Source organism: Marinimicrobium sp. LS-A18, from assembly GCF_000463525.1.
GTDB classification, from domain to species: Bacteria; Pseudomonadota; Gammaproteobacteria; order Pseudomonadales; family Cellvibrionaceae; genus Marinimicrobium; species Marinimicrobium koreense.
Genome location: NZ_AWEP01000002.1, coordinates 839782 through 860508, shown reverse-complemented (window position 1 = coordinate 860508; position 20727 = coordinate 839782). Strand labels below are relative to the sequence as shown.

Sequence of the window (20727 nt, the reverse complement as noted above, 5' to 3'; positions counted from 1 at the left end):
GATTATGATCAGAGAGACCGTACAAGTTATTCTGACGACTTCAGGAATGACGTCTTTAGGTTAGCCAAGCCAGTGGGTGCTTCAGGACTGCTCAGAAAGGGAGAGTTGGCTGGACTAACCTCATTCGATAGGAAAAGCCATGGAAAGTATAATGAAAACGCAGGTGACTATACTCTTGTGGGGTCTCTTGGTGCTGCCTTCTATGACGTTGGCGCAGAGGGCATCGGACAGCGGAAGCAACTGCGCCGACAAAGCGGTCTTTGAAACCGAGCTCTACTCTTGCGACATCGCCCACCTTTACACGACCCAGAACTTTCTGGACACCTGTAAAGCGACACAACAAAAAATGTTCTATTGGGAAATTCCTGAAAATCCAGACTGCAACCTGAGAGACCGGCCTGATGTCGTAATCCTGGAAACCAGCGCGCAGAACTCGTCAGAACTCAGAAGGATTATTGATGAGAAAGACGCCTCTGAACTGGTTTCAGCCACTCGATTGCAAATCACCAATGCCATGAGAGATACCGATCCGATGACCGGTGAAAATAGAGCCGATCCGTTTGAACTGTGGGTCGTGAGCCGCCTTGACAGGGATTCGAGCAATGTTAAACCACCGGATGGCTTGCTGCCCCCTGATGAGGTTCCCGATTGGCTGAGGCCCGTCGCACAGAAGTACTATTCCGCCGCCCTACCGAATTATAATGCTGTTCAGAAGGCGAATACTGATCGTGAGAACGAACGCTTTGAAGCTCAGTTTCCGCAGTTTTCTGAAATTACCCGATCACAGGTAGAGGTGGATCGTAACGATCGATCAATATTGCGTGATGCGACAATGCCGGCCATTATGAGCAAGGCTGACAGAACATCCGAGAGAGAAGTTAATCGTGACAGGAAAATTGCCGAAATCGAAGCGGATCTTGCTGCCAAAGCAGAGCGTGAAGGCCGGGTTTACCGGGCTTTGTGGTTCTGGAGTCAGTTTCGGGAACCTCGTGTCATGAGGACTATATTCAATGGCAATCGCGTTCCCGAGCCGGGATTTGAAGGATCAATCTATTTTTATTTTGGCTATCCCCTAGAGCGTGGCCGAGGTGACCAGGCGGCCGTCCTGACTGCCTGGGTGCGCACCTACGAAGCTCATTGCGGTGAATTTTTACCCGATAATTCCGATACGTTGAGGACTGAATACTTTGAGACCAGTGGGCCTTATTTTCGACGCATGACCCGATTGACGGGTACAGATGTTATGCGTTTTCAGCCAGGGCTTATGGCGCCGTATGCAGCATCTCAAGACGCCATGCGATCAAGATTTCAAAGACAGATTCAGGGTAACTTATGGGGAATGTTTATGGACGTAGCGAAAAACGGCGCTCAGGCTTCAGGAGTAGCCGTCGCATTTGTGGAACCCTACATCCATGCTCTCGACGATTTTGACCGGTTCTTCCAATTGGTCGGTTGTGATAGCCCCACCGCTCGGCAAATGAGCCAGGGCATTTTTCTGGTGGCAAACGATGCCTCACTGCCCTCAGAGGCATATTCAGCGGAGATTTCAGGGGCGGCCTGGGTGAGCGATACCCCTCAAGGGCCGGGTGAATACCGGCATCACAGCGAGGTTTGCTGGGAGTACGATATTATGGAGTTACCCAGTCGCTGTGGCTGTCTGGTCGACCTTGCAGCAAAAAAGTTGAACGAACCCACGCCGATGGCCGTTTCTATCCCCTACGCTAAAGTTCATAAAGCCTTCATGTCTGGCAGCGATATCGAACAGAGAGTATGCAGGTCCCCACTCACAACCATTGGCAGGCCTTAGTTGGCTTGTAATGAACCATACAAATCATAAGGCAGTCCCGATGAGTCAGCGCAACCGCACAACCGATATCCCTCCCCAGGCGTTCGAGCTTTACGATCAGTACGCTCACGGCGCGATCAACCGACGTCAGTTTCTGCGCGGTCTGACCGGAGTGGCCGTGGGCGGCTATACCGCCACTACCCTGATGAGCGCCCTACTGCCCAACTATGCGCTGGCGGAGCAGGTTTCGTTCAATGATCCGGATATCCGGCCGAGCTATCAAACTTTCAATTCGCCCAAGGGGCACGGTGAGGGCCGAGGGTATCTGGTGTATCCCAGTGAACTCACAGGGCCCGCTCCTGTGGTCCTGGTGGTGCACGAGAATCGGGGACTCAATCCCTACATCAAAGATGTGGCACGACGACTGGCCAAGGCAGGGTTTATCGCCTTTGCTCCGGATGCGCTTCATCCGGTGGGTGGGTACCCGGGCAACGATGACGAGGGCCGTGCGCTACAGGCGGGGCTGGATGGTGAGAAGGTGTTTGCCGACTTGGTGGCCGCGGCGGAGCACGCCCGAGCGGTGGAAAACAGCAATGGCAAGCTGGGTGTAGTGGGCTTCTGCTTTGGTGGTAGCGTCACCAACCGTCTGGCCGCCGAGCATTTCGACCTGATTCAGGCGGCGGTCCCTTACTACGGATCGCCCGCCGATCTGGACACCGTGAAAAACATTCAGGCCCCTGTGCAAATCCATCTGGGAGAGCTGGATCAACGTATTAACAGTCAGTATTCGGAGTATGAAAAAGCGCTGGAAGAACACGGAGTCAACTACGAGATTTTCACCTATGAGGGCGCCAACCATGGGTTTCACAATGACTCCACGCCCCGCTATGACAAAGAGGCTGCGGAGTTGGCTTGGTCGCGCACCATCGACTTCTTTAAGAAACACCTGGAAAAGTGACTTTTGGTCCCACCACCATTGAGGTTTCCGATGCCCGCTCTGAGAAGCGCGAGGGGGCCGGCGACTTAGTCGGTGGTCTGACCCTCACGCAAAATACGTCTCCATCCACTCATAGAGCGTCTGTGTATTGACCTGCGAAAACGCGATACTCTGAAAGTCGTCCTTCACTTCGTCTTCAATCGTGATGAACTGGTACAGTAAGACGCCCGGCTGCTCATCGTGCAAAATCAGATTAATACGCCGACGCGTCCGCAGGCAGTCAATCGTCATCACGTCGGCAGGAATGCCGGCGTCCCGCATTTTGCGGCGCACTCCTACCACCGGGTTGATGTGCTCATGGGTGGCCTGGATGCGCGCGTGGGCATCGCTGGCCATATCGGACAGCGCTTTCAGGGGATCTTCAGACATTAGTTCTCAGCTTTTGTATTGGATAACACGTAGTCACTTGCTTTGCGGGGCTCGATCATTCCGTCAGAGCCAGGCTGATACTCTGTTTGTGAGCCGCCCCCGGTATATTTATTCAACTGTACGCCTCCTATTTGCCCTAGCCTTACCGTGCACTTATTTCTCCGGCGTGCTTTTCAATCCACTCGATAAACGACGAAACCCGGACAAAGTATTCCTCTACGCCGTACAAGCCCTCTGGGCCGCCCTTGGTATCCTGACCCGAACCTATGCCCGCAATGTGCCATTTGCCAGACGTGCGGATCAACGCTGGACCACCGCTGTCACCCATACCGCTGATGCCTTCGAGTGTGAGTGCATGTGAATCACCGGGTGCGTCGAAGCGCCATGACAACCATTCGTCATCCGCCTGGTCAACGCGATTCTCGGCAACGCGGAACAGGCCGTCCTCAGAGGCAAGCCCTGTCTTGCCAGTTCCGGTGCCGCCCCACCCCGGCATCACAACCACCTGGCCCACTTCATTCTTGCTCCGGTACAGAGGCATAGGTACAACGTGAGTGACCGTCTCGGCAAGGCGAAGCAGCGCAATATCGGGCGCAGGGTCGGTGCCGTTGCCTGGATGATGGAGTACTGAGTCAATACGAGCAGGCAATCCAGCAATGGTTACTTCGTATCCTGGCCCATCCGGCTCGCTTTCGCTGAGCAGCGACTCGTCCCTGGCACAGTGCGCTGCGGTGACCGCAAATTTGGGGCTGATCAGGGTGGCCATACAGTCGTTGTGCCCTGCGTCGGTCCGGTAAAGAGCGAAGACGCTCGGATACTCACTTTGGTGCGCAAAATACGCAGCTTCAGGAATATCATGGCGTATGACTATAGCTGATGCTATAGGAGCAATGAGAGCAGTAAGCATGACGATTATAGCGGCAGAACCGAGGCGAAAGAGGCGACGGTGTGGGTTCATATGGGCACCATTTGGTTTATTGTAAATTATAGAATGTGAATATTACTTTCTACGTAAGCTATCTAGTTCTTGTGCTTCCAGATCGACTAATGCAGCTTCCGCAAGATCCCAGGGCAGGCGGCGACGGGCGTCTTTCATCTTCCGGTAGGCGACACGAGCTTCGCCCGTAGAGATCAGTTTTCGAGTCACCAGCATTTTCACCAACCAGAGGGTACCTTGAACCATCACGGCCTCATTTTCGGCTGCGTGCCTGAGCGCCAGATCACCGGTGAGCAGTGGGCATTGCTGCTGTGCGGCCAAGGCCAGTGCGAAGCAATCGTTCCGACTTGTCTTAACGTAATTGGCCGAGAGTTCCATGGCGTTCAGCATGGTTTCGCTGTCGAGCTGTGCAAGTGTTAGTCCTTTATCCAGTAAGTGACGGTGCTGATCTTCCAGTTCTTCGGAAAAGAGTATATCCGGGATATGAAACTCGTAGGGAAGCTGAAACATCTGCTCCAATAGCTCCCCCTCTTCCATGTCGATCAGGATGTTGGCATCACTGATGAGCAATAGCATCCATGCCCCCCAGTTTTCGTTCCCGATGAAAATGACTGAGAGACTGCCCAAGCAGCTCCGCCGCTTTTGACTCACCGATATACCCTTCACTCAATGCCCGGTAAACCAACTGTTCAAACATGATAGTCTGTTCCTGGAGGTAAGGATCTCCGGGCTCTTTGGTGCGCCAACCGGCTCCGTTAAAAGCAAGTAGAGTCTGTTTGTAGAGTGCCTCCGAGATCACACCGCACTGGCGCAGCCGTACCAGTATCGCCATCATGCTGACACCAAATTCGTGCTTCAGCATGTACAGTTCACGCGGCTCGATGGCGCTTCGGTGCGCGCCTATTTGCTGTCGCAACGCGGCTTCGGGCAATAGAAAGGCGCCGGCAAAGCGATTGCAGGCCTTTTCCTCGTCAAGGCTTTCTGACAGCCGCCCATGGAGCACCAGGTGTCCCAGCTCGTGTGCCAAGGTGAATCGCTGTCGGTCACCGGGGTAGTTGCTAGAGATGACCACGACGTGCATGTCGCCGACTTTGCCGGCCAAACCGTCCACTTTTTTATTGGCGGGTACGTCGGTGGTAATTACCTGTATTCCCCGTGCTTCGAGAGTATCGATCATATCAGGGATAGGGTTCATACCCAGAGCCCAGGCGTTGCGCATTTGTTCCGCCAGAGCCTCAATGTCGGCGTCCGTCGAGACCTGGGTGGGAAGCGCCTCCGGCAAGGCAAAGGCGGGCACAGGTTTCACCGAGTCCGGGTAAAGTGTCAACAGCTCGGCCCAGCGCTCTACTTGGTCCATAACGTCCCCAGTGACCTGGTTCAGCAAGGCCTGCGACGTGCCGGAACGCTTGCGGTATTCAACCCGCTCAAGCGTGACATTGACTGGGCGGAAAAAGTACTCCGTGCGGACTTCCAGCGCCTTAGCCAGTTTCAGCAAATTGGCGGAAGTGGGCATATTAGCGCCGTGTTCGTACTTCTTGATGGCATTGGCAGACAGGCCCACATGGCCTGCCAAGGCTTTCATGGACAATCCCGCCGCCTTCCGAGCGCGCAGCAGGCGTTGTCCGAACTGGGTCAATCGCTCTTGGGAATCCATAATCGCTACCAGGTTTACAAAATCGTTGTTTGTATTGTTATTGTAAACCTAGGGTGAGCACTTTGTCCAACCGGTATGACTTAACCACAACACCGCTTGAATTTCCGCCCACTGCCACACAGGCAAGCATCATTACGCCCCGGTTTGAAACTTTCATCACGGGTCTCTCCGCTGACATAGAACCAGCGCCCTGACTCACGCACGAATTCGGAGTGTTCTTCCAGGAAGCGCCACTGGCCACCTGCTCGGTAGTACGCTCTGAAGTGGACGCGGCCCCGGTCTTCGTTGGTGTCGCTGGCCAGCACCGATAACCCCACCCAATCCGGGCTATCGCTCAAGTCCAGGTGCTCGGGGCGTGTTGACGGGTGCCAGGTGGCCATCAGGTAGTCGGCTTTATTCTGCACAAAGGCACTGAATCGGGAACGCATCAGCGTCTCCGGCGTGGGCGCCGGCGCTCCGCTATGGTACTGGCCGCAGCACTCCTCGTAGGCCGTTTGCCTGCCACAGGGGCAAATCGGGTGGTCACTCATAGATCATTTTCCGGGTCATGCCGCCGTCCACGATAAAATCCTGCCCCGTGATGAAGCCCGTCTCTGGTGAGGCGAGGTAAGCTACCAGCGAGCCGATATCTTCCGCCTTGCCTACGCGGCCGGCCGGGTGTTGCGTGTGGGCGCTGGGCGGGAGAGGTTTCAGGTCATCTGGTGCATCGGCCTGCAGAGCGCGGACGGCTATCCAGCCGGGGCTGATGCTGTTGACTCTGACCTGCGGCCCGAGGCTCATGGCCAAGGCGTGGGTCAACGCCACTATACCGCCTTTGCTCGCCGCGTAGGATTCACACTGTGGCTCTGATTGCCAGGCACGGGTTGACGCGATGTTGATGATGGCCCCTTCAGAGGCCCGCAGGGCCTGAACGGCGTGTTTGGCCATCAAAAAAGGGCCAGTCAGGTTGACGTCGAGCCGACGCTGCCAGTCTTCCAGCGCGAGCGTTTCCAGGGGGCCGGAATGCGGATCCGCCAGGCCGGCATTATTGACCAGCGCGTCCAGTCGGCCGCCCCACTCCAGGGTATGCTCGATGCAGCGGCGGACATCGGCCTCGTTGGCCACATCACCGGCAATAAACGTCGCTGCCCTGCCCTCAGGCAACTGGTCCAGACACTGCTGTCCGGCGGCCTCGTCGATGTCGAAAAGCACGACACGCCAGTTCCGTTCCAGTAGGGATTGCGCAATACCTCGACCAATTCCTTGGGCTGCGCCGGTTATTACAGCGACTGGCGTGGTGTCAGCCATAAGGTACCTCTTGTGGTGTCAGACTACTTGTGTGGATAGGCAGGAAAGAGTGTCAGCATCAATTCAAATGGTCAATATCCAGTGTTCCAATACATAAGTCGATTGGCCAGGCACTCTTATCTGCGCTAGAGTGTCCTTGTGACTATTACGGTCGCCGCAGGGATGGCATCTTATTCTACCCTGTCGTGACAATAACAATTCATCGATAGAAGGACTTGGTATGGCTCGCTTCACCTCTTACCACCCTATTCTCCCGAGTATTTCGGTTGTTCTGTTCGGCCTGATTGCTCTGATTGGAATCTCCTCGTGCAGTTCTACGCCTCCGGCGCCGGAGTCCCTGTCGGTCATCAAAAGCAAGCAGGATCCACGGCAATACCGCTACCTGGAGCTTGATAACGGACTTAAAGTCATGTTGATTCAGGCGCAGGAAAGCGAGTTGTCTGCGGCGGCTTTGGCGATTCCCGCGGGCATGTATCAGGATCCGGCGGAGTTTCAGGGCCTGGCACATTATCTTGAGCACATGCTGTTTCTCGGCACTGAGAAGTATCCCGAGGCCAACGCGCTGCAGACTTACTTGAGCGAAAACAGCGGTGGCTCCAATGCCCACGTAACGACCGATCACACGGCCTATTACTTCCAGATTCCGGACGACTACCTGGACGGGGCGCTCGATCGTTTCAGTGACTATTTCCGTGCGCCACTCTTTGATCGGGAATACAGCGAGAAGGAGCGTCATGCTATCAACAATGAATGGTCTATGGGGAAAAGTCAGGACCCGAGAATACTGCATCGGCTGAGGGGGCTCACCGGCAATCCGGAACACCCGCTGAACCAGTTGGGCGTCGGCAACCTGGAGACATTGCCTGGAGGCGATAGCGGCCTTTACGAGGCAATGGTTGATTTCTTTGAGCGCTATTACGGCCCATCGGTGATGACCTTGACCCTGATTGGCAAGCAGAATCTCGATGAGCAGGAGGCCCTGGTGCGCAAGCACTTCAGCGACCTGCCCCGGCGCGATGCGGAGCGCCCCAAGGTGGCCGTCCCAGGTATTACTGATACAGAACGTGGTCAGCATATTTACTACCGGCCCCAAACGGAATTGCGTCAGCTGCATCTGGAGTTCGGTATCGAAAACAACGTCGACCAGTGGCGTAGCAAAGCCAATCACTATGTGGCAAACATCCTGAGCTCCGAAGAACCCGGTACGCTCAGTCACTTTCTGAAGGACCAGGGTTGGGCCAACGATGTGGGCGTCGATGTGCAACCCGATTTTTTGGGGGGCGATGGCCTGCTCCGTCTGACCATCAGCACGACCAAGTCGGGCATGGACAATCGTGACCAGGTTATTGGTGCGGCCCTCGCCTACATTGAGCAGGTCCGCCGCGAGGGCGTGACCGAAGCTTACTACAACGAATACAAGCGACAGGCTGACCATCGGTTTGCCTCCCAGCAACCCCCTGCCCCGCTCAGGCATGCGATCCACAGCAGCATCCGTATGCAGACCTTCAGTCCGCAGTACATCAATGCGCTGGACGCGGAATTTGGCCCCTATAATCCCGATGCGATACAGGCGGTACTGGATCAACTCAACCCAGAAGCCGTGAGAGTCTGGCACATCAGCCAAGGTGAGTCGGTCGATACGGACATTCCGCACATGTCCGGCCAATACGCCGTTCGCCCCATCACTGAGAACCAACTTAAAACCTGGCAGCAGCACGGAGAGACCCTGGCCTTGAATCTGCCACCACTGGTCCAGTGGGCAGACGCCAGTGAGGATGAGGTGGAGCACGATATTCAGGCGTTTACCCAACTTGTCGACGAACCGGCCCTGGACGTCTGGTTTCGTCACGCCACACACCATCAAAACGGTCAAGGTTATTTGCACTATGTCTGGAACACGGATCTGGGTGTCACGGATGCCCGACACTTCGTCCTGGGCTGCCTGCTTAATGGCTTGTTGATTCACCAAAACTCCCATGTCGCCAGCCGGGCCGGTCGAGAAGGAATCCATGTGGCCTTCGATCGCTCGGACAGCAATATGCAGAATCTGACTATTCACGGGCCGGTGAAGGGCCACCCGGAATTGGTAGCGGAGCTTATGGAGAACTTCAGCACAATGGAGTTCAACAAAGACCAGTTAGATCAACAGCGGGATAACCTGGCGCGGTGGTTGCGAAGTGAAGCTAAAAACGCCCCCGGTCAGCAGACCATGCGCTGGCTGGGCCGGACCATGCAGGCGTTTGACTGGGATATTGACGCCTTCCTGACCGAAAACGAGTCCATTACGGTTGAGGACGTCCGCGCCTACTACCAGCAAGTGAAAGAGACCAGTACGCTTCGGTTGTATGCTTTCGGCCATTACCTGCCCGAACAGGTTGAAGCCATGGCTCGTCAAAGTGAAGCGGCTCTGGGGCCCGATCGTCGTCCAGGCCCGATTCACGTGACCGAAACCATCAATTTTGGCCAGGAAGACGCCTTTGATATACATCGCGACGTGGACCATACCGATGTTGCCTGGCTGCGCGCCTGGATACCCGGCGTGCCGGAAGACAAGCGAACCACTGCATCAGCGTCTTTGAAATTGTTGGGAATCCTGAGCCATCAGCCCTTTTTCATTCAGTTACGAACGGAGGAACAATGGGGCTATTGGGTGCAGACCGGTGATACCTGGGCACAGAACTATCCCGCCTTTATCGCATTGGTGCAAAGCTCAGAACGGTCCCTTCCCGATATCGAAAACCGCGTAGAGCGTTTTATGCGGGAATTTGATGAAACGCTTCAGGCTGTGAAGCCTGCGGAATTTGAGCAGATGAAAAGCGGATTGCTCCAGCAATTCCGTCAGCCGCCCAACGATTTTATCAGCGAAGCCAGTCGCTACCGTCACGATTTCTATCGCAATGACGGCAACTTCAATACTCATCTGGAAATGGCTGACCTGATTGAGTCCACCTCACTGGAGAAGGTTCAAGAGGATTACCGTCGCTGGATTTTGGGCGATGGATCCGGTTGGATCACCTTGCAAGCACAGGGCGCAACCCCCTAAACGCAGAAGGGCGGAGGTGCTATAGCCTTCGCCCTTCTGCATTTGACTCCCGAAATTTCATAGGGTTTGCCAACAGACGTAAGGCAACGGCGACCTGGTCCCGCCCGCTATTTTTGGCCTGGTACAGAGCTGTATCCGCCCGTTTGAACAATGCGCTGATGCCTGTGCCGCTGACTTCTGACACACCGATGGAACAGGTCACCACATAACCTTTGCCCAGCTCGGCCTCCCGGGCGGTTCGGCACAGATCGTCGGCAAGCACTTTTGCGGCCTTGGCGGATGAGCCTTTGCAGACCACCACAAACTCTTCCCCTCCCCACCGGGCGGGAATGTCGCTGTGTCGGCAACGCTCACTGATCAGTTGAGCGAAGGCTTTCAGAATCCGGTCGCCTTCGTCGTGACCATAGCTGTCATTGATCGCCTTGAAGTGGTCCAGATCAATCATCAGCACGGAAAAAGTTAGCTGCTTTTTCTTGTAGTCTGCCACCGCTTCCTGGAGGTGCGGGCGAAGGCCCGCGCGGTTGTATAGCCCGGTCAGGGTGTCATGGGTCGCCAGGTCTTCAAACCGTTTGCTTTTCAGGTCGAGCAGTCGATTGACCGCCCGGAGCTGTTCCGTTTCAGCGTGTTTCGCTTTGGCTTCGTGGCTGAAACGGACGGCGCGATAGGAAAAGTACAGTAAGGCCAGCAGCATCCAGGCCCAGATCAGGCCTCGATACAGGGCATTGGCGGAAATCCACTTTCCTCTCAACTCGGCGTGATGGAGGATGAGGCTGACTTTCCTGGGGATCGAGCTGTCACCCGTGGAGAGCACCAGATGACGGACGTTGGTCAGTTGCGGTGTGGTCTGTTCAGCGGGTAGATCGCTGGCGTACACCCACCAGGGGGGAACGTAGAATTCGTCCAGTTTCAGCGTGTAAGAGTGCCTGCCCTCGCGCGGGTTGATCACCTGCTGATTGCTCTTGTACGGAAACCAGACCTGGTCGTCGGGCGCAAAAAAGTGATTGAGGTAAATGCGCAGACTGTCGCGGGTCGACGACTGATGTGACAGATCCAGATGCAAGGTGGTGTACTGCGTAAGATCCACGCTTTGGTCTTTGGGGTTTAGGGCGGTAAACAGATTGCAGAACGGATAGGTAATGGCGGTGCGTATTTCGCACTGCATGTGGTAGGCATCATTCTGCTGGTAGTGAACGATGGAGTTGCCGTTCTCGGAGCGATCATCCTCCACCCAGCCGGGATTACCGTTCTCCGAGGCAATGGGCATGACCAGATTCATCCCCCAGTGCTGCCAGGCCATGAGGCCAACACTGATGAGCGCGAATATCAGAACCACAATCTCCACGCCGAACCCTGTGCCAGCCCGGCGGAGTAGCCCCTTTGATGTGTGGGTGCCTTGCGTCATACGTTATTTTAATAATGGGTGTGATTAACGCCGATCGTCGCGGACTCCGGCAATCATGCGGCCAAAATGGCACATTTATCATCATAATGCAAGGTTTGAGCTCCCCGTGCCCCGGTGACGGTCAGCTGATGTATTTTGTGCGCCGCAACTTCACCTCTGGTTGGCTGAGCCAGTTCAGCAGCGGATTGTTACGGAGGACCCAAGGGTACAGCAGCCACCCCACCAGAATGCCCGCCAGAAAGCCACCCAGGTGCGCCATGTAGGCGACATTGCTCTCGCCCATGATCATCCCGACAATATTGGTCAAGCTCCATACCAGAAAATACCAGTGGGGCGCGACTTTAAACTGCAGGACCAGAATCATCACCGTCAGGCCGGCGCGCCTGAACCACATCATATACAGGCCAAACAGCGCGGCAATGGCACCACTGGCCCCTACCAACAATAGCGGCCCTTGGGCGTTGTCGAAAAAGACCAGTTCGGCCAACGCAGCGAGAACGCCGGCTCCCAGGTAGACGCCCAGGTAGCGCCAGTGCCCCAGTACATCCTCGATATTGTCGCCCACCACCCAGAGGAAATACATATTGCCCGCCAAGTGTAACCAGCTACCGTGCATAAACTGGTGGGAGAGCAACTGACCGAGCTGCCACTGAGTGGGTGCATCGGAGTGTAGCCCGAGATAGAGGTAAAGCGTGTTTTCCCACTGGCCGTTCAGTTGGCCGGCGACAAACAGCAAGATGCAGATCGCCATCATGGCGTAGGTTACCCAGGGCGTGCGGTGAGGTTTGAGGTTGTATTCCACCGGCATGCCGGTGAGAAACTGAAACACCATGGAGCGCCAGGTCAGTCGCTCCGACAGGGTCGCCAAGGCACTGTTCAGCTGCGGCGATTTCAAGGCCAGCTCGACTTCCGGCTGGTCCAGCCATACGCCGTCACAGTCCGGGCAGCAGTCGACTTCCACTTCGTACTGTTCCAACAGGTGGAAGCGTTCCATGTTGATATCGCAGCGACGACACAGTCGCGCCCCTACCCCGATTCTCTTTCCGAGATTCTGTTCATGCTCGTAAACACTGATGTCCTCGTGTTTGTGGGCGATGGCCTTGTTCAAGGCACCGTCTTCAAACCAGACACCGAGGCAGTTATCGCATTGCATGACCGCCTGACGGCCGACGCGGGATTCCAATAGGGTCTGCTGAAAACAGTTGGGGCAGCGATGTAGTGTAGAGGGCATTAGTGGACGTCCATTCCGGCTTGTTGAAGGTGTTGTTTCAGGATCGAGGCACTATCCCGAAGGCCCGGGATGGTATCGTCAAGAATCGGTTGTGCAGCTTCGCGTAACTGCTCCGCACCGTATTGAACACCGATCATTCGGTTGCTCAGGCGGTGATAGATCGACGGCACTTCCCGATAAAATCGCTGAGTGCTACTGAGGTAAATACTGGGGGTTTCAAGCGTGGTTTCGGACTCACCCATAACGGTCCAGACGTACTGATCAAGCGTCAACGGATTCTGTTCAAAGAAACTATGAGATTGAATTCCGTCGTTAAGACTCTCCGCGTACGCCTGCACAAGACGGGCATTCGCTTCCAGTTCATTGGCAAGTGATTGGCGCAGGTAGTAATTGCGCTCCAGACGGGTCAGTTCATTGAATTGAATGGCGACTTTCATTCCTTCGGATGAGGCGAGGTAAACACCCAACACGGTGGCCCCGATCATCAGAAACTGGCTGAACCAGAAGCTACCGTGGCGAAGCTCGCCGGGGGTTAGCGGGTTTGAAAGACGCGATGCGAGGCGGCGGAACACGGTCCTTATGGGCACGAAGGTACTCCTACGAAATTCTTGGGCGCCGGGAATTGTGCCAAACTGAGCGGATATTGCCAATCGTTTGAGTTAATGTGTGATGGTGATCACGAATGGAGGGGGTTGTCGGATTACGCTTCGCTAATCCGACCTACTGGATGCCACTGGAATCTTTCTCGTAGGTCGGATTAGCCGCAGGCGTAATCCGACAAGCTCGCCCTTAGCGTTCCAGTGCCCACCACTCGGGTAGGAGGCGGCGAATCCGGGGCTGGGCGAAGCGGTCGTCGATCAGATGTATCACTCCCGTGTCATCCTCTCCTCGAATCACACGGCCGGCGGCCTGCACCACTTTACGCAGGCCGGGATAGAGGTAGGCATAATCGTACCCCTGACCAAACTGTTCTTCCAAGCGCTGTTTCAGTTCGTTATTGATCGGGTTCATTTGGGGTAATCCGAGCGTCGCGACAAAGGCGCCGATCAGGCGTTTGCCGGGCAGGTCAATACCCTCGCCAAAGGCGCCACCCAGGACCGCAAAGCCGACGCCGCTGCTGTGCTCGTTGAACGCGGCAAGAAAGTCCGCGCGAGCGCCTTCGTTCATCTTTCGTTCCTGCGCCCAGGTGGGCACCTCGGGGTGATGATCTCGCAGGTGTTCGTGCACCTGTTGCAGATAGTCGTAGCTACTGAAAAAAGCCAGGTAATTGCCAGGCTGTCGCTCGTACTGCTCGGCAATCAGGTGTGCGATGGGCGCAATGGAACGGGAGCGATCGTGGTAGCGCGTGGACAGGTTGCGATGCGTATGGACGGTGACCTGTTCGGCGTTGAAGGGCGACGGCATGGTCATGGCCACGACTGTGTCGGGCAGTCCCAGCAGGTCGCAGTAATAACCAGCGGGGTTGAGGGTGGCCGAAAACAGGGTGGCACTGTGTGCACCCTCAAAGCGTGGTTTCAGTTGCGCGGCGGGAATCAGGTTGCGTAGCTGGATCACGGTGCCCTTGCGCTTGCCACCCTTCCCGCTCGGCGGTGGGCGCCACTCGATATCACACAGAAAGTCGCGCTCATCAAACAGCTCGGCGATGCGCAGAAACTGCAGCGCGTCGAAATAAAATTGCATCAGCTCGCTGTCGAGGGCAAAGGGGTGCTCGGCCAGATAGTCGGTTATCGCCGCCGCGGTCAATTGCAGTTGACCGATCAGCGGCTCCGGCGGTTCCGTCTGCAACACCAGATCCTGCTCCTCCGGCAAGGCGCGATTGAATTCATTCCAACTGCGATTGAGCGACTCCAGTCGGGACTTCAAGGCCTTGGGAGCCTGCTTTTTGGTACGCCGAAAGCGGTGTTGGTCCAGCGCCGCCGAGTACATGCTTCGGGCGCGCTCGATCAGGTTGTGGGCCTCATCCACCAGCAGTGCGGTGCGCCATTGGTGGGTTTGCGTCAGGGCGTAAAGCATGGCGCTCTGATCGAAGTAATAGTTGTAGTCGCCAATGATGACATCGCTCCAGCGAGCCATTTCCTGACTTAAATAATAGGGACACAGATCGTGGGCAAGGGCAATATCCCGCACGCGAGCCTGATCCAGGCAGCGCTCCCGGGCGGCGGCCTGCCGCGCTTCGGGCAGACGATCGTAGAACCCCTTGGCCAGTGGGCAGGAGTCGCCGTGGCAGGCTTTATCCGGGTGCTCGCAGGTTTTCTCCCGCGCGACCAGTTCGAGCGTTCTCAGCTCCGGCAGGTCCAGCGTCTGTAAGGCGTCCAGCGCCAACTGACGGCCCGGGGTTTTCGCCGTGAGGAAAAAGACTTTATCCAACGACTGCGTCGACAACGCTTTGATCAGGGGGAATAGCGTCCCCAGGGTTTTCCCGGTGCCCGTCGGCGCCTCCGCCAGCAGGCAGCGACCGGTGGCGGCGGACTGATAAACCGCTTCGGCGAGGGGCCGCTGGCCAGACCTGAAATCGTGGTAGGGAAACTGAAGTTCCTCGGCGGACAGGTTGCGTCGCTCCCGGTGTGCGAGCTCCTGCTCGGCCCAGAGGATGAACGCGTCGCATTGGGCCTCAAATTCGGTTTTCAGATCCTCCGCCGACCAGTGTTCGGTCAGGTGGTGTTCTTCCTGCCGGACAATATCGAAATACACCAGAGCCAATTCCACCGACTCGAGCCCTTCCGCTGCGCACAACAGCGCGCCGTAGACCTTGGCTTGTGCCCAGTGCAGCGCCCGGTGATTGTCGGGAATCAGATTGAGGTTGCCGCGAAAGGTTTTGATTTCCTCCAGGCGCCCCTGCTCGGGATCATAGCCGTCCGCCCTGCCACGCACCGTCAGGTTCTGGTATCTGCCTTTGAGGGTCACCTCCGCCCGGTAGTGGTCCGGGCGTCGACGCGTCACCCAGAGGTGACCTTCCATTCCCTCCCGGGCACTGGGCGACGGGGTAAAGCGCATATCCAGGTCGCCGCGTTTGGCGGTGAATTCGCACAGGGCGCGGACGGAAACCGTATAGGTGGTATCAGTCATCCGCCGACTCACTCCAGCGGACATAACAGACGGACACGGGGATCTGGTGTTGCCTGAAAAACGCCAGCCAACGCTTCTGATTGTCCTGCAGGCGATCCCCGGGGCCTTTGACTTCAAGCAGGTGATAGCGACGCTCATCGGGCCAGAACTGGATCAGATCCGGCAGGCCGGCGCAGTTGGCTTTGAGGTCCTGCAGGAAACGCTGAAAACACAAAGCCAGATGTTCGGCGGGAATGCACTCCAGGGCCTGGGTCAGCTGCTCTTGGTCGAGGGCGCCCCAGGCGACAAAGGGGGACTGTCGTCCGGCCTTGCGCTCAAAGTTGTCGAGAATGGTCTGTCGGTACGCGCCGGTGGTCAGCTGTGCCATCAAGGCGTCGAAACGGTCCGCGCGGCGCTCGACAAAATCCGGCCAGTAAAGATCCGCCGGTCCCCGCTGAAATGGATGGAAGAACGCCCCCGGTAAGGGCTCGAAGATGGCATCCCACATCAGCAGGCCGAACAGGCCGGTCAGCAGGGTATTTTCGGCGTAGTACACCGGCGTTTCCGGGGTGGTCAGGTATGCCGCCACGGCGCGCTCCACCGATGGGTCTTGGGGCAGTCTCAAATGGAGCTCGGGCACTTCGGGCGGCGCTGTCCGGCGCTGACGCTCTCCGGTCAGGGTGCGTTTCAGTCGCGGCAGCAGCCGTTCCAGTTGTTGCCGTTCGGCCTCGCTTTCGGGCGCCTGCTGTGCCGCCTGGGCCAACTCGAAGGCGGTTTCATGGTGCCCCAGGCGTTCCAGCACCCGGAGTAGTCGACCGCGGGCACCGGGATAGGACGAGCGCTGGTAGCTGTCCCGGGCCCGTTCCAATTCTCCGGTGCGCTCCCAGTGGCGGGCCATTTTGAACAACAGGCGGTGATAGTGACGGGCCAGCCAGGGTTGCTCCTCTGGTTCCGGCGGCAACTGCTCGAGAACCGCTTCCGGCGACTCATCCTCGTGCCATTGCTGGCGGCATTCGAGCAGTTGCCAGAAGGTCTCTAACTCGGTGCGCTTATGCACCGGACGGGAGCGCTCATCAAAGGTCACGGGTTCGTACTGGTAAAGGCCCAGCTCGGTCAGGACAAACTCGGACCAGTCCTGACAACCGTTGCCAAAAAACAGCCAGCGCAGTCGATCGCATTGGGGCATGACCGTCAGCCGGACCAACGATTGCGCTGGCAACCCCCAGCTTGATGCCGGTTTGGGCGCCAGGTCCTCGGCTTCGGGCTCGGCCAGCAGTACGGCCAGGGCTTCTCCTTTACGGGACGCCGAAGGAATGTGTCGGGCCTCCAGCGTGTCCCATAAAACGGCTTTCAACGTCGGCCAGGTGAAGAGTCGAAACAGGGCCTCCAGGCTCACTTCGGGACCTTCCTGTAACCAGCCCGCCTGCTGCAAGGGCACGGCGGCGCCGGGATAGGGGCCGAGCTCGGGGTATTCGAGGGTGTCCGGGCGGAACAGCTCCCCCTTGCGCATCACCATGCGAACCAAGAGGCCGCGACTGGCGTCGGGCAAGGCGAGCGCCCGATCGATAAAGTCGAGCTCGGCCGCGGGTAGAAGGTCGCCGTAGCGCTGTCGTACCCAGCCGAGTACCCACTCGAAGTTGCGCAGGTAGTAGAGCGGATCGTCCAGCGGTGCGGGTGTAAAATTCAGTGTCACGGATACCTCAGTGAAACTCCTGCCCCGAATCGGGTCGGAGCGGCTTGGGCACGGAATATGCTGTGTTTACCCGGTGCGTGTCAATTAGGCCCGGGTATGAAAAATTGTCATATCAACGGTTCAGTTCTACTCATATAATGACAGCATGCTCCCCTTGCCTGCTCAACGCGGTGTAAAGCAACCCTATGAAAAACAAGTCAGTATTGAACCAGCTGTTTCAGGATATCGATACGGTCATCCTCAGCCGGCAACACCCGGTCACTGGGTTGCTGCCGGCCAGCACCAGTGTAAACCATCACGGAGACTACACCGACGCCTGGGTGCGGGATAATGTCTACTCCGTCGTCTGTGTCTGGGCCCTGGGCATGGCCCTGCGTCACGCCGGTGACCGGGATCGCAGCGACCAGCTCGAACAGGCGACCATCAAGCTGATGCGCGGATTACTGCAATCCATGATGCGTCAGTCGGACAAGGTCGAAACCTTCAAGTCGTCCCTCGATCCGTTGGATGCATTGCACGCCAAATACGATACCGCCAGTGGCCTGACGGTGGTGGCCGATGACGCCTGGGGTCACTTACAGATTGATGCCACCTCCCTGTACCTGCTGATGCTCGCCCAGATGACCGCCTCGGGCCTGCGGATTGTCACCACCTTCAGCGAAGTGGATTTTGTTCAGAACCTGGTGTACTACATCTCCAGCGCCTACCGCACCCCGGATTACGGCATCTGGGAGCGCGGCAACAAAATCAACAATGGCAAAACCGAGATCAACGCCAGCTCGGTGGGCATGGCCAAGGCCGCGCTCCAGGCGCTGGACGGGTTTAACCTGTTTGGTCCCACGGGGCCCAAACGGGCCACCATTCATGTGGTGGCCGATGCCATTTCCCTGGCGCGCACCACGCTGGCGTCTCTGTTGCCCAGAGAGTCGGTTTCCAAAGAGGTGGACAGCGCGCTGCTGAGCATTATCGGATTCCCGGCGTTTGCCGTCAGCCGGGAAAAACTGGTTACCCGGACCCGGGATGAAATTCTGGGTAAGCTGGGCGGCCATTATGGTTGTAAACGATTCATCTGGGACGGTCACCAGACCGCGCTGGAAGAAACCTCCCGCCTGTATTATGAGCACTCGGAGCTGGCGAACTTTGAGCACGTTGAGTCCGAGTGGCCGCTGTTTTTCACCTATCTGTACATTCAGGCGCTGTTCGACGGCAATGAATCCACCGCGCAACACTATCGGGACAGGCTGGAATCCCTGATGGTGGACGTGGACGGCATCGGACTGTTACCGGAGCTTTACTATCTGCCGGACGACCGGGTCGCGGCGGAAAAGAAACAGCCCGGCTCCCAGGAGCGGGTGGCCAACGACAATGTGCCTCTGGTCTGGGCCCAGAGCCTGTATTGGACCGGTCTGATCATGCATGAAGGGCTGCTGGAGCCGGATCATCTGGACCCGCTGTTCCTGCGTCGGCGGGCCACCAAGTTCATCAAGTCGAACATCGCTTTGGTGGTGCTGACCGATAACGAAGTGACCAAGGACATTCTCTCTGAGCACGGTGTGATCGCCGAGACGCTTCAGGAGATTCAGCCTCTGACCGCCCTGCCCGCTCCCGAGCTGGTCAAAGCCTATGGGCAGGTCGGCGCCAACTCGGCGTTGAAGCTGACCGGGCGTCCGGCCCGACGCCTGCAGAGCCTGGCCAGTTCCCAGACTTATCAGATCAACGGCAAGGTCTACCTGACGCTCTCCTGGTTGCAAAGCGAAGAGGAGGATTACCGCCTGTATGATGCTCAGTGGTTCAGCGAAAGCCTCGCCCAGGAAATCGAGCATATCCGCAAGCACTGGATCAATCAGGAAGTCGCCGTCTTCACCTTGTTGATGACCCACGAACTGTGTCAGATGCCCCACATCGAGTCGCTGTTTGAGGCCATTCGCTCCCTCCAGCTGCGTACCGAGCACGAACACGTCGGCTACGCGTCGGCCAATCTGGCCTACCGCGCCTCCCGGGTGAATGCGTTGAGTATTCGCGATGTGAAGCTGGAGCCGCTGGCGCCTCGGGATTGCTCGCACTGTCTGAATCAATGGGACGATCTCGCGCCGGAAGCTCAGGCCATCTGGGACTCTCTGACCGAGTCGCCGGAAATAGAGCTTCAGAAACAGCTCGCCGGTTTTCTACACAAGCGGGATTTGGACACCCTGGTTGGCCAGCATGAGGGCCAGCCGGTGACCCTGCAGCAATGGTTGGAAATGCTCTACCGGCGCGCTCGCGAGCTGAATCAATGGCTGATGGCCCGCTACTGTTTCGCGGCACTGAATCGCTTCCATAGCGATCTTGCCGGCAGTCTGTCCGTGCTCGCCATGCGCCACCTGTTGGTGGTATTGGGAGACAAAAAACGCGAATTCATCGTCAGCGCCCACCTGAGCAATGACGAGCTGATGGAAGGGGTATCCCGGACCTACAAGGACCCGGTAGAGCGGACCCTGGCCCAGGAAATGCTCGCCCAGATCGGCACCCTGGTGCGCACGCGTCCGGAGCTGTTTGACGGGCTGCGCTCCATTCATCTGCACAACTTCATGCAACTGTGCCTGCGCCAGGGGCGAATCAGCGATGACTACTGTTCTCTGGATGAGTTGGGCGTGCTGCCGCCGTCGACCGTGACGCAGCGGCTGATCGACATACTGACCTACCAGCGGCGGATTTTCACCGAGGAAGTCCAGTTGAGCAAACCCGAACCCGGTGCCCTGCCGCGCAGCGCCGCCGAACAGTTCCATGCGCTGGATGCGGACTGGTTTGAGTGGCGTCTGGCGCGCGGGCTGGTGACACGGCTGGACAATGATTTTCTCAAGGCCATCTGGCAGAGTCTGGCCCACGCCGTCACCCTGGAGTTCGGCGACCGGGACAGTGAGGAGTCAACGCTGGAGTGCGAGCTGGTGCGCAGTTCCATGACCTCGGGCGAGGAAAGTTTTGCCCAGTTGATTGACCGCCTGACCCAGCAGTTGCATCCGGCCTACTACAAAACGGCGGTGGTGGAAGCGCTGTCGGCCTTCACTCACTACTGCGAGGCGAATCCCGAGGCCTATTTCGAGCAGCCGGTCGTGTTCAGCCAGGTGCTGGAAGCGGCGGCACGGCAGTACGTTGCGGAGAAGGATCACGCCAAACCGGGCACCCGGGATATTGATAATCTGCTGGAGCAGTCACCGGAGGTGTTGCAGAGCTATGTGAATCAGGTTCTGGCGGAACTGGACAGCGCCACTCAGCCTGCCTGACAGGCCAGGGTGGCACCCAAGTC

The 20727-nt window shown here is 57.3% G+C and carries 15 protein-coding genes; 4 read left to right on the top strand and 11 right to left on the bottom strand.

Annotation, left to right across the window (positions count from 1 at the left end; translation table 11 throughout):
* The first annotated feature begins 139 nt into the window (after window positions 1-139).
* Window positions 140-1807, top strand: coding sequence for a hypothetical protein (locus N645_RS0103775; RefSeq protein WP_024460180.1), 1668 nt, complete (start codon window positions 140-142; stop codon window positions 1805-1807).
* A gap of 40 nt (window positions 1808-1847) precedes the next feature.
* Window positions 1848-2744 carry a dienelactone hydrolase family protein gene (locus tag N645_RS0103770; RefSeq protein WP_024460179.1) on the top strand — a complete coding sequence of 299 codons (897 nt, stop codon included), beginning with the start codon at window positions 1848-1850 and terminating at the stop codon, window positions 2742-2744.
* Window positions 2745-2828: 84 nt separating this feature from the next.
* Here N645_RS0103770 and N645_RS0103765 read toward each other — a convergent pair whose 3' ends face one another.
* The 6 genes from N645_RS0103765 to N645_RS0103740 form a co-directional block, all read right to left on the bottom strand.
* Window positions 2829-3152, bottom strand: a complete 324-nt coding sequence (locus N645_RS0103765) for a hypothetical protein (RefSeq protein ID WP_024460178.1) — start codon at window positions 3150-3152, stop codon at window positions 2829-2831.
* Between the two features lie 142 nt (window positions 3153-3294).
* Complete coding sequence (locus N645_RS17375; protein ID WP_255327667.1) at window positions 3295-4059, bottom strand: trypsin-like serine protease; 765 nt, start codon at window positions 4057-4059, stop codon at window positions 3295-3297.
* A gap of 93 nt (window positions 4060-4152) precedes the next feature.
* Window positions 4153-4665, bottom strand: coding sequence for a PIN domain-containing protein (locus tag N645_RS0103755; RefSeq protein WP_024460176.1), 513 nt, complete (start codon window positions 4663-4665; stop codon window positions 4153-4155).
* On the bottom strand, window positions 4646-5743 hold the full coding sequence (locus N645_RS0103750) for an ImmA/IrrE family metallo-endopeptidase (protein ID WP_024460175.1): 1098 nt from the start codon (window positions 5741-5743) through the stop codon (window positions 4646-4648). The genes N645_RS0103755 and N645_RS0103750 overlap by 20 nt, the downstream gene beginning before the upstream one ends.
* Window positions 5744-5823: 80 nt before the next feature.
* Window positions 5824-6273 (bottom strand): YchJ family protein, encoded by a 450-nt coding sequence (locus tag N645_RS0103745; protein WP_152521614.1) that lies wholly within the window; start codon window positions 6271-6273, stop codon window positions 5824-5826.
* Window positions 6266-7030, bottom strand: coding sequence for an SDR family oxidoreductase (locus N645_RS0103740; RefSeq protein ID WP_024460173.1), 765 nt, complete (start codon window positions 7028-7030; stop codon window positions 6266-6268). Before N645_RS0103740 ends, N645_RS0103745 begins: the two co-directional genes overlap by 8 nt.
* Window positions 7031-7250: 220 nt before the next feature.
* On the opposite strand from N645_RS0103740, the gene N645_RS0103735 reads away from it, so the two are divergent.
* On the top strand, window positions 7251-10073 hold the full coding sequence (locus N645_RS0103735; RefSeq protein WP_024460172.1) for an insulinase family protein: 2823 nt from the start codon (window positions 7251-7253) through the stop codon (window positions 10071-10073).
* A 19-nt stretch (window positions 10074-10092) separates the two neighbouring features.
* Here N645_RS0103735 and N645_RS0103730 read toward each other — a convergent pair whose 3' ends face one another.
* From N645_RS0103730 to N645_RS0103710, 5 genes are all read right to left on the bottom strand, one after another.
* Window positions 10093-11406 (bottom strand): GGDEF domain-containing protein, encoded by a 1314-nt coding sequence (locus N645_RS0103730; protein WP_193744946.1) that lies wholly within the window; start codon window positions 11404-11406, stop codon window positions 10093-10095.
* 190 nt (window positions 11407-11596) lie between these two features.
* The gene (locus N645_RS0103725) at window positions 11597-12706 is read right to left on the bottom strand and encodes a rhomboid family intramembrane serine protease (RefSeq protein WP_024460170.1); all 1110 of its coding nucleotides are present in this window, start codon (window positions 12704-12706) and stop codon (window positions 11597-11599) included.
* A complete protein-coding gene (locus tag N645_RS0103720) occupies window positions 12706-13293 on the bottom strand; it encodes a hypothetical protein (RefSeq protein WP_152521613.1) in 588 nt (195 codons plus the stop codon). The genes N645_RS0103725 and N645_RS0103720 overlap by 1 nt, the downstream gene beginning before the upstream one ends.
* Window positions 13294-13495: 202 nt before the next feature.
* Window positions 13496-15772, bottom strand: coding sequence for an ATP-dependent DNA helicase (locus tag N645_RS0103715; RefSeq protein ID WP_024460168.1), 2277 nt, complete (start codon window positions 15770-15772; stop codon window positions 13496-13498).
* Entirely contained in the window at window positions 15765-17444 is a 1680-nt protein-coding gene (locus N645_RS0103710) for a VRR-NUC domain-containing protein (protein ID WP_024460167.1), read from the bottom strand. The genes N645_RS0103715 and N645_RS0103710 overlap by 8 nt, the downstream gene beginning before the upstream one ends.
* A gap of 185 nt (window positions 17445-17629) precedes the next feature.
* Between N645_RS0103710 and N645_RS0103705 the strand changes: the two genes are divergently transcribed.
* On the top strand, window positions 17630-20704 hold the full coding sequence (locus tag N645_RS0103705) for a glycoside hydrolase family 15 protein (RefSeq protein WP_024460166.1): 3075 nt from the start codon (window positions 17630-17632) through the stop codon (window positions 20702-20704).
* Window positions 20705-20727 lie beyond the last annotated feature (23 nt).